The sequence below is a fragment of the Adlercreutzia sp. DFI.6.23 genome, from assembly GCF_024462535.1.
Classification (GTDB): domain Bacteria; phylum Actinomycetota; class Coriobacteriia; order Coriobacteriales; family Eggerthellaceae; genus Adlercreutzia; species Adlercreutzia rubneri.
The window spans coordinates 1-302 of record NZ_JANGBP010000487.1; the positions used below are offsets into that span (position 1 = coordinate 1).

At 35.8% G+C, this 302-nt stretch carries 1 protein-coding gene; it reads left to right on the plus strand.

Annotated elements, in window-relative coordinates; genetic code table 11:
- Positions 1-302, plus strand: a 302-nt coding sequence (locus NE591_RS14260) for an ABC transporter transmembrane domain-containing protein (RefSeq protein WP_256156984.1), incomplete at both ends; no start/stop codon positions are given.

Consider the following 302-nt stretch of genomic DNA (forward strand, 5'->3'; position numbering starts at 1 on the left):
GGATCATTGCTTTGGTTATTGTGGTTATTTTAAGTATCATGATGGTGGCTTTTACGACTGTTATGCCTAAATTCAAGATTTTGCAGAAATTAATGGATGGCTTAAATTCAGTCGTTCGTGAAATGCTAGATGGTATGCCAGTCATTCGTGCTTTTAATAATCAGAAAAAGGAAGAAGAAAAATTTGAAGAAGCTAACAGTAAGATTATGAAGACAAACATGTTTACAGCACGTGCAATGTCTACCTTGATGCCATTGATCATGCTGGTTATGAACAGTGCAACCATTCTGATTGTTTGGGTT